Annotated in this window: 10 protein-coding genes; 3 read left to right on the plus strand and 7 right to left on the minus strand. The window is 68.3% G+C overall.

Annotation, left to right across the window (positions count from 1 at the left end):
• Positions 1-56: 56 nt before the first annotated feature.
• Together VE25_RS07115 and znuA are read right to left on the minus strand one after the other, a co-directional pair.
• Positions 57-944, minus strand: coding sequence for an NAD(P)/FAD-dependent oxidoreductase (locus tag VE25_RS07115; protein ID WP_046107917.1), 888 nt, complete (start codon positions 942-944; stop codon positions 57-59).
• Between the two features lie 2 nt (positions 945-946).
• Positions 947-1918: a zinc ABC transporter substrate-binding protein ZnuA gene (znuA, locus tag VE25_RS07120; protein ID WP_046107918.1), complete on the minus strand. Its 972-nt coding sequence runs from the start codon at positions 1916-1918 to the stop codon at positions 947-949.
• Positions 1919-2055: 137 nt separating this feature from the next.
• Here znuA and znuC point away from each other — a divergent pair, with 137 nt between their 5' ends.
• On the plus strand, positions 2056-2853 hold the full coding sequence (gene znuC, locus VE25_RS07125; protein WP_046107919.1) for a zinc ABC transporter ATP-binding protein ZnuC: 798 nt from the start codon (positions 2056-2058) through the stop codon (positions 2851-2853).
• 40 nt (positions 2854-2893) lie between these two features.
• Here znuC and VE25_RS07130 read toward each other — a convergent pair whose 3' ends face one another.
• Positions 2894-3307: a type II toxin-antitoxin system HicB family antitoxin gene (locus tag VE25_RS07130; protein ID WP_046107920.1), complete on the minus strand. Its 414-nt coding sequence runs from the start codon at positions 3305-3307 to the stop codon at positions 2894-2896.
• 36 nt (positions 3308-3343) lie between these two features.
• The gene (locus VE25_RS07135) at positions 3344-3535 is read right to left on the minus strand and encodes a hypothetical protein (RefSeq protein ID WP_046107921.1); all 192 of its coding nucleotides are present in this window, start codon (positions 3533-3535) and stop codon (positions 3344-3346) included.
• Positions 3536-3599: 64 nt separating this feature from the next.
• Between VE25_RS07135 and VE25_RS07140 the strand changes: the two genes are divergently transcribed.
• Together VE25_RS07140 and VE25_RS07145 are read left to right on the plus strand one after the other, a co-directional pair.
• On the plus strand, positions 3600-4415 hold the full coding sequence (locus tag VE25_RS07140; RefSeq protein ID WP_046107922.1) for a metal ABC transporter permease: 816 nt from the start codon (positions 3600-3602) through the stop codon (positions 4413-4415).
• Positions 4408-4824: a Fur family transcriptional regulator gene (locus VE25_RS07145; RefSeq protein ID WP_046107923.1), complete on the plus strand. Its 417-nt coding sequence runs from the start codon at positions 4408-4410 to the stop codon at positions 4822-4824. Before VE25_RS07140 ends, VE25_RS07145 begins: the two co-directional genes overlap by 8 nt.
• Positions 4825-5023: 199 nt before the next feature.
• Here VE25_RS07145 and rsmD read toward each other — a convergent pair whose 3' ends face one another.
• From rsmD to VE25_RS07160, 3 genes are all read right to left on the minus strand, one after another.
• Positions 5024-5581, minus strand: coding sequence for a 16S rRNA (guanine(966)-N(2))-methyltransferase RsmD (rsmD, locus tag VE25_RS07150; RefSeq protein WP_046107924.1), 558 nt, complete (start codon positions 5579-5581; stop codon positions 5024-5026).
• Positions 5582-5778: 197 nt separating this feature from the next.
• Entirely contained in the window at positions 5779-7410 is a 1632-nt protein-coding gene (locus VE25_RS07155) for a pseudouridine synthase (RefSeq protein WP_046107925.1), read from the minus strand.
• A gap of 81 nt (positions 7411-7491) precedes the next feature.
• Complete coding sequence (locus VE25_RS07160; RefSeq protein ID WP_046107926.1) at positions 7492-8145, minus strand: hypothetical protein; 654 nt, start codon at positions 8143-8145, stop codon at positions 7492-7494.
• Positions 8146-8272: the final 127 nt, after the last annotated feature.

The raw sequence follows: 8272 nt of genomic DNA on the forward strand, positions 1-8272 counted from the left end.
CCCCAACCCCTCCCCTCAAGGGGGAGGGGCGCAAGAACCGATAGTCCGCTGAATACTCAGAACAGCAGCGACTGGTGGGCGAAGGCGCCGGCGGCGGTGCCGTGGCCGATGGAGGCGCTGACGCTGTGCATGGGGTTGGCGAGGTCCCCGGCGGCGAAGACGCCGGGGACGGTGGTCTGGCGCCGCTCGTCCACGGTGACGTAGGTGGCCAGCCCCATGGTCTCGTGGGCGCAGCCCAGTTGCTCGTCCAGGTCGGCGGAGGGGAGGACCTGGCGCGGCGAGAAGAGCGCATCGACCTCGTGCGTGCCCGCGGCGGTGCGCACGGCGCGGATCTGGCCGTCCACCTGCTCGATGCCGATCACCGGCTCGGCGACGAGCTTTGCCCCGTAGCGGGCGATGGTATCGCGGGCGGCCTCGTCGAGCTCGGCGCCGTCGGCGAAGACGGTGATGCTGTCGGTCCAGTCGCTATAGAGCGGCACGGCGTGGGCGACGGCGTTGGCCGGGATCAGCGTGCCCCAGCGGCGCCCGGCGACCTCGTAGCCATGGCAATAGGGGCAGTGCAGCACGGATTTGCCCCAGCACTCGACGAAGCCGGGCAGATCCGGGAACTGGTCGGCGACGCCATAGGCGAGGACCAGGCGGCGCGCCTCGCGCGTTTCGCCGTTTTCGAGGGTCAGAGCGAAACCATCACCGTTCTTTGTAGCGGCGGTGGCCTTGGCGGACTCGAAGGTTACGGTTTCATAGGCTTCGAGCTGGGCGCGAGCCCTGGCCAGAAGCTCGCGCGGCGGGGCGCCGTCCATGGCGAAGACATTGTGCGCGGCATCCGAATAGCGGTTGCGCGGCAGGCCGGTATCGAGCACACGCACCTTGCGGCGGGCGCGGGCGAGGGAAAGGGCGGCGCTGAGGCCGGCAAAGCTGCCGCCGACGACGATGACGTCATCCATAGCTATTCTCCAAGGCATTCGACGAGCGAGGCGGCGAGGCCGCGCAGCAGCTCGGGATAAAGATCGGGGCCTTCGGTGAGGAGCCCGCCCTCCGGGTCGAGGACGCCGGTCCTTGCGCCGGTGCCCTCGGTGATGGCGGAGATGATGGTCGGCTCGAACTGCGGTTCGGCAAAGACGCAGGCGGCGCCGAGCTCGCCAACGCGCGCCTTCAGCTCGGTTATGCGCTGGGCGCCGGGCATGACCTCGGGCGAGACGGTGACGGAGCCGGCGACAGTCAAGCCGAAGCGGTTCTCGAAATACTGGTAGGCGTCGTGGAAGACGACGAAGGGGTTTTGCGCGACGGGAGCAACGGCCCGCTCGATCTCGGCAGTCAGGGCATCGAGTTCGGCAAGCTCGCGCTCGGCATTGGCGGCGTAGGCCTGCGCGTTCTCGGGATCCGCTTCGGAGAGCGTTTCGGTAATGACGGTCACCATCGCCTTGGCGTTCTGCGGATCGAGCCAGAAGTGCATGTCGCCGCCTTCGTGCTCATGGTCGTGCGCGTGATCATGATCGTGATCATGGTCATGCTCATGGTCGTGCTCATGGTCGTGCCCTTCATCGCCATGGGAGTGCGCCTCGAAGGCGCCGCCTTCGCGCACCGGCAGGAGCGCTACGCCGGGGGTGTGGGCGAGCTCGACGACGGTCGCGCCGATGGAGAGGGTGTCGAGCGCATCGGCGAGGAAGAGCTCCATGCCGTGGCCGGTCCAGAAGACGATATCGGCGTTCTGCAACGCGCCGGCATCGGAGGGGCGGAGCGAATAGGTGTGAGGCGAGGCGTTGCCGGTGACGAGGAGCCTCGGCTCGCCGACGCCTTCCATGACGGCGGCGACCAGCGAGTGCACCGGCTTGATGGACGCAACGACATCGGGCGCCGCCTGCGCCACGCTGGTGAGCATTGCGGCGGCGAGGACGGCGAGAGGGAGGGAGCGGCGCATTTGCGAAGCCTCTTGAAGCGTGAGGGAAACGAACGAAGTGTTATAGTATTACGTCGTTGCGGCGTTATGCTATAACGTGTAGAGCAGAGTCAAGCCGCCCTTCGCCGGCGGCGTGCAGTTCCGGAAAACATACCGAAATGGATGCGAGAGCCCCCAAGGAAACGCTGATCCGCCTCGAGAGCGTCGCCGTGAAATCCGGGCGGCGCACGCTGGTTTCGGGGATCGATCTTTCCATCGCGCGCGGCGAGATCGTGACGCTGATCGGCCCCAACGGCTCGGGCAAGTCGACGACGGCCAAGGTCGTGACCGGCGTCGTCAAGCCGACGAGCGGGACGGTGGCCCGCGCGCCCAAGCTCAATATCGGCTATGTGCCGCAAAAGCTCGCCATCGACTGGACGCTGCCGCTGACGGTGGCGCGATTGATGACGCTGACCGGGCGGTTCTCGGCCGGCGAGATCGACGCGGCGCTGGAGGCCGTGGGCGCCCGGCACTTGCTGCACGCGGCGGTGCAGGAGCTTTCGGGCGGGGAGTTCCAGCGCGTGCTCTTTGCCCGCGCCATGATCCGCAAGCCCGACCTGATGGTGCTCGACGAGCCGGTGCAGGGTGTCGACTTTTCCGGCGAGGTCGCGCTCTACGAATTGATCCGCAAGATCCGCGACACCACCAATTGCGGCATCCTGATGATCAGCCACGACCTGCACGTGGTGATGGCCGAGACCGACACGGTGATCTGCCTCAACGGGCATGTGTGCTGCCGGGGGACGCCGGAGACGGTCAAATCGAGCCCCGAATACCAGCAGCTTCTCGGCGACCGCGGCGCGCGGGCGCTGGCGTTCTACCACCATCACCACGACCACGAGCACACGGCGGACGGCGCGGTGCACGTGCACCGGCACGCGGACGGGGCTTCGCACGAGGGGCACGGGCATGGGTGAGGTTGCCGCAACGTCCCTCGATTTTGCTGTCAGCGCTTCGCTAAGCAACCTCGGACGACACGACGAGCCGCATGCCGAGCGCATGCATGGCCTCGTCGAGGTTGATCAGCTTGGTGGCGTGATAGGGATCGAGCATGCGCCGGACTTCGGCCTCATCGCGATCGATCTTTCGGGCGAGCGCCGCCCGCGACAGGCCCGAGGCCCGAAAGGCCTGGTAGAACGCCAGCTTCGCCGCCGCCTGGGCGGGAATGGCGACGAGCGTTTCCCCTTTGCTGGCGGGAGGAATGTCCTGTCCGTCCTTCATGCGACCGAGAAGCGCGACCTCCAGCGCATCAGCCGCGTTGGCCAACGCCTCCTCGCGCGTCGCACCCTCGGTGATCGCCTCGGGGACGTCGCTGAATCGCGCAGTGTATCCACCCACGCCGTTCGGTTCCAAAATCGCCGGATACACCATATCAGATCACCTTTGGGGGCAGAGGCGCGGCCGGCTTCACAAACCAAGCTGCGCCCGAACAAGCTTCACATATTGCGGAGACATCTCTCCGGATTTGATGGTGGTGATGCGACCGTTCACCATCACGCGATAGTGCGAGCCCTTGCCGAGCCGCGTATCGACCTCGAGCGTCCAGCCGCGCGCCTTGCACTCCTTGCGCAACAGCCGCAGAAGCTGGTCTCTCGTCATTGCCGGCCCCCATCACGGCTAATATCGGACATTTTTGTCCGAAGGTCAATGCTGGAGGCTCACCGTGCTTGACGATTTCTTCACTCGCGCGCTCGTTGCCGGCGTCGGTCTTGCCCTCGTCACCGGGCCGCTCGGATGCTTCGTCGTCTGGCGGCGGATGGCGTATTTCGGGGATACGATGGCGCATTCGGCGCTGCTTGGGGTCGCGCTCGCCTTCATGCTGTCGCTCAACATGACGCTCGGCGTCTTTGCCGTGGCGGCGCTGGTGGCGGGGGCGCTGATCGTGCTGCAGCGGCAGGCGACGCTGTCGACCGATGCGCTCTTAGGCATCCTTTCGCACTCGACGCTGGCGGTGGGGCTGGTGCTGGTCGGGTTCCTGACGACGATCCGCATCGACCTGATGGGGTTCCTCTTCGGCGACATCCTTGCCGTCTCGGTCTCGGATATCGCGGTGATCTATGCGGGGGGCGCGGCGATCCTCGCGGTGCTGATCCTCGGCTGGCGCCCGCTGCTCGCTTCGACCGTGAGCCCGGAGCTTGCCGAGGCCGAAGGGCTGCGGCCGGAGGCGGCGCGGATCGTGCTGATGATCCTGATGGCGAGCGTCATCGCCATCGCCATGAAGCTCGTCGGCGTGCTGCTGATCACTTCGCTGCTCATCATTCCGGCGGCGACGGCGCGGCGGCTTTCGGCGACGCCCGAGATGATGGCGGTGATCGCGGCCATCCTCGGGGTGGTGGCGGTGGTCGGCGGGCTCTACGGGTCGCTGACCTGGGACACGGCCTCGGGGCCGTCGATCGTCGTCATGGCCTTCATCGTCTTCGCCCTTTCGCTTCTCGTTCCCGTCGGATACTTTTTCGGCAGAAAGGCACGCCATGGCTGAAACCCACGACACCCCGCGCGACCTGACGCGCAACCAGGGCCTGGTGCTGGGAACGCTCAACCGCTCAACGGCGCCGCTCAGCGCCTACGACATCCTCGACAAGCTGCGCGAGGAGGGCCTGCGCGCGCCGCTGCAGGTCTACCGCGCGCTCGACAAGCTGGTGGAGCGGGGCCTCGCCCATCGGCTGGAATCCCTGAACGCGTTCGTCGCCTGCGCCGACGCGCATTGCCACAGGAAGGGCCTCATCGCCTTCGCCATCTGCGAGAATTGCGGCAAGGTCGATGAGTTCGCCGACGAGGTGATCGAGGAGCGGCTTTCCGGCTGGGCCGGACGCACCGGCTTCAAGACCGAGCGCACGACGATGGAAATCCGCGGGCGCTGCGCGCAGTGCTTGAAGGCGGCGGCTTAGCACAATACCTGCCACGCCTCGTGGTTCGAGGCCGCTTCGCGGCACCTCACCATGAGGCTACTGGGTGTGCACAGTATTGGCGGCTCTTTCGCCTCCCTCCCCCTTGAGGGGAGAGATTGAGGGTTGGGGGTGGGTTAGTGAGCCATCGATGCTTCCCCCCACCCCTAACCCCTCCCCTCAAGGGGGAGGGGAACGAGCCTCAGCCGATAAACCTCAAAATATGCACTCCGGCCGCGCCGTATTCGCGGCGGTCTTCCAGCTCGAAGCCGTCGGGCAGGTCGATGACGGCGTCGCTCGATTCCTCGAAGACGAGGGTGGCGCCGGGCTTCAGCCAGTTGCCGTCGCGCAACGAGACGAGCGCGGCTTCTCCCAGGCCCTTGCCGTAGGGCGGGTCGAGGAAGGCGAGGTCGAAGGGCTTGATGGTGCCGGCGGGGCCGAGGGCGGTGGCGTCGCGGCGCAGGAGCTTGGCGATGCCCCCTGCCCCGAAGGCTTCGATATGGTCGCGGATGAGGCCGCGCGCCTCGGCGCCGGTATCGACGAAGGTGACGTGGGCGGCGCCGCGCGAGAGGGCCTCGAGGCCGAGCGCGCCGGTGCCGGCGAAGAGGTCGATGACGCGCAGGCCGTCAAAGTTCGGACCGAGGCGGCTCGAGAGGATGTTGAACATCGACTCGCGCACCCGGTCGGCCGTCGGGCGGATCGAGAGGTCGGAGGGCGTTTCGAGCTGCTTGCCGCGGAAGCGGCCGGCGACGATGCGCATGGCTTAGCTCGCTTTCCCGTCAGACCGGCTCGGTGGCTCCATCGCCTCGCTCCCCCTTGAGGGGAGGGATTGAAGGTGGGGGTCGTTCAGTGAGCCGCCGATGGACCCCCACCGCCGGCCCCTCCCCTCAAGGGGGAGGGGAGCGAAGGAGCCGATGCGATAGCGCGCAATGAGTTGTTCAGCCATATACAGCCAGCTCAGGACTTGGGACCACGCGGCTTACGGGGGTTCGTGGGACGGCCACCCGGACCGCCACGAGGGCGATCACCGGGGCCGGATTTGCGCGGGCCGGCGGCGCCGGGGCGCGAGGGCGGACGGGCACCGGGCTTGCCGGGGCGAGCGGGTTTGCCGAAGGCGGGACGCTGCGGGCGGCCTTCGGCAGCCGCATCGGGACGAGCGCCTTTGGGCCGATCCGAGCGAGGACGATCGGACCTCGGCCGGTCCGAACCGGAACGGTCGAACTTGGGGCGATCGGGACGGTCAGGTCGCGGGCCACGGTTGTCGCCGCGCGGGCCGCCCTTGCCCTCGAACCCGCCGCGGGCGGGACGGGGTCCACCGGCGCGGGCCTCGCGGTAGGGACGCGATTGGCGGGCGTCGGCCTGGCCGCCGGCTTCCGCGTGGCGGCGGCGCGGGCGGCGCTCGAAGCCGTCCTCGGGGGTGCGGGATTTCTCGCCGAAATCGCGGGGCGGACGGCTGCGCGCGCCAAAACCGCGCGACGGACGGTCGCTACCCTCGGGCCGCGGGCCGCGGGCGGGCCGATCGCCACGCACAGGCTTGTCCCCACGCTCGGGCCGGTCGCCACGCATCCTGTCCCCGCGTTCGGGTCGATCACCGCGCCCGGCGGGCTTGCCGCGGAAGTCGGTGATGGTCTCGCCGCCCTCGAAATGGATGCGGCGGGGGGACGGGGTGTTGTCGTCCTCACGCATGCGCGGGGCGCGGCGGGTCTCGGGCTGGCCGGAGAAGGTGCCGCGCTCGGTGCGGATCTTGGCCGGATGGGACTTGGCCGGATGGCCGGCGCGCTGGGGCGGGCGCGAGCGCATGGGCTCGGGCATGTCGCTGTCGAAATCGACGCCGGCAGCCTCGGCGAGCTTGTTGCCGAGCTGGTCGCGCAGCACGCGGGCCTTGACGGTCTCGACCTCGCCGGGCGGGATGTCGCCGAGCTGGAAGGGACCGTAGCTGACGCGGATGAGGCGGTTGACGGTGAGGCCCAAGGCCTCGAGCACGTTCCTGACCTCGCGGTTCTTGCCTTCGCGCAGCGCGACGGTCAGCCAGACATTGGTGCCCTGCTCGCGCTCGAGGGTCGCTTCGATCTCGCCGTAGCGGATGCCTTCGACCTCGATGCCGTGCTGGAGGGTATCGAGCTGCGCCTGCGTGACGGCGCCGTGGGCGCGCACGCGGTAGCGGCGCAGCCACCCGGTCTCGGGCAGCTCGAGGACGCGCTTCAGGCCGCCGTCATTGGTGAGGAGCAGCAGGCCCTCGGTATTGATGTCGAGGCGGCCGACGCTGACGACGCGGGGCAGCCCGAGCTCCTCGGCGGCATCGAAGACGGTGCGGCGGCCCTGCGGATCCTTCTCGGTGACCACCAGCCCGGCGGGCTTGTGGTAGAGCCAGAGACGGGTGCCCTGGCGGACGGCCAGCGGCTGGCCGTCGACCGCGATCTTGTCGCGCTCGGTGACGTTGAAGGCGGGGGTGATGACCTTCTTGCCGTTGACGGTGACGCGCCCGGCGGCGATCCAGCCTTCGGCGTCGCGGCGCGAGCAGAGCCCGGAACGGGCGATGACCTTGGCCAGCCGGTCTCCGGCGGGCGGGGCGGTGCGGCTTTCGCTCATGGCGCAAACGCTTTCATGACATGCGGGACCCGGATGGGCGGCGCAGCAATAAAAAGGCGCGGCTGCTGCCGCGCCCGATAATCAGTTCTGGCCCATCTGGTCGGAGGCGGAGAATCCGCCGGGGCCCGGAACGTGCGGGCCGGCCGAGCGCAGTGCACGGCGGATCTGCTCGGGGCAACGCGCGTCGTTGAGCGGCACGAGCTCGCCGTTCGGCGCCTGGCAGACCATGTCGCGCCCGCCGACGACGGTGAAGTAGCGTTCGGGCGGCAGGTAGAGCGGGCGCTGGTTGCTGGACGAAACGTTCATGCCGGCGGCCGACATGCGCGCGGTCAAAGCCCTGGCCTCGGCTTCGGTCAGCGGGCGGCCCGAATAAGTGTTGAGATCGACGACGCGCGCGTTGCGCAGGCGCTGGAGGTCGGCCTGGGAGAGGCCGGCGGTATCGATCTGCGGATTGTCGTTGTTGGCGGGCAGCTGCGCGGCGGCGTTCTGGCTCGGCGGGGGGAGCGAGGACAGGTTGCGCGGCAGGGCCAGCGGGGCGCGCACGTTGGGGTCCTCCTTGGCCTCGCCCTGCGGAACGAGACCGAAGCCCTGGGCGGTCGAGGTCATCACCTCGCGCTCGAAGGTGCCGAAATCGGTCAAGGCATTGGTGCCTTCCACGGTGGTGCAGGCGGCCAGCGCGGAAGCGAGAACCAGACCCAGAACGGACCGGATTGCGGCCTTGATACCCACAGTCATGAAGCGTCCCTTTGAATAAAAGTCCGGCGCTTATAGCGCATGCTGCCCCCTAAGACCAGATTCCTGCTTCATCATGTCCCGCAGACGTGATGCCGGCCTGCAAATGACGTTTTGCTGTGCTCCGATG

It is taken from the genome of Devosia geojensis (genome assembly GCF_000969415.1).
Taxonomy (GTDB): Bacteria; Pseudomonadota; Alphaproteobacteria; order Rhizobiales; family Devosiaceae; genus Devosia; species Devosia geojensis.

Excerpts from the sequence above, each read along its gene's own strand:
- VE25_RS07145 (WP_046107923.1), top strand. The coding sequence starts at position 4,408 with ATGGCTGAAACCCACGACACCCCGCGCGACCTGACGCGCAACCAGGGC.
- VE25_RS07135 (WP_046107921.1), bottom strand. The coding sequence starts at position 3,535 with ATGACGAGAGACCAGCTTCTGCGGCTGTTGCGCAAGGAGTGCAAGGCG.
- VE25_RS07155 (WP_046107925.1), bottom strand. The coding sequence starts at position 7,410 with ATGAGCGAAAGCCGCACCGCCCCGCCCGCCGGAGACCGGCTGGCCAAG.
- znuA (WP_046107918.1), bottom strand. The coding sequence starts at position 1,918 with ATGCGCCGCTCCCTCCCTCTCGCCGTCCTCGCCGCCGCAATGCTCACC.
- VE25_RS07115 (WP_046107917.1), bottom strand. The coding sequence starts at position 944 with ATGGATGACGTCATCGTCGTCGGCGGCAGCTTTGCCGGCCTCAGCGCC.
- znuC (WP_046107919.1), top strand. The coding sequence starts at position 2,056 with ATGGATGCGAGAGCCCCCAAGGAAACGCTGATCCGCCTCGAGAGCGTC.
- rsmD (WP_046107924.1), bottom strand. The coding sequence starts at position 5,581 with ATGCGCATCGTCGCCGGCCGCTTCCGCGGCAAGCAGCTCGAAACGCCC.
- VE25_RS07160 (WP_046107926.1), bottom strand. The coding sequence starts at position 8,145 with ATGACTGTGGGTATCAAGGCCGCAATCCGGTCCGTTCTGGGTCTGGTT.
- VE25_RS07130 (WP_046107920.1), bottom strand. The coding sequence starts at position 3,307 with ATGGTGTATCCGGCGATTTTGGAACCGAACGGCGTGGGTGGATACACT.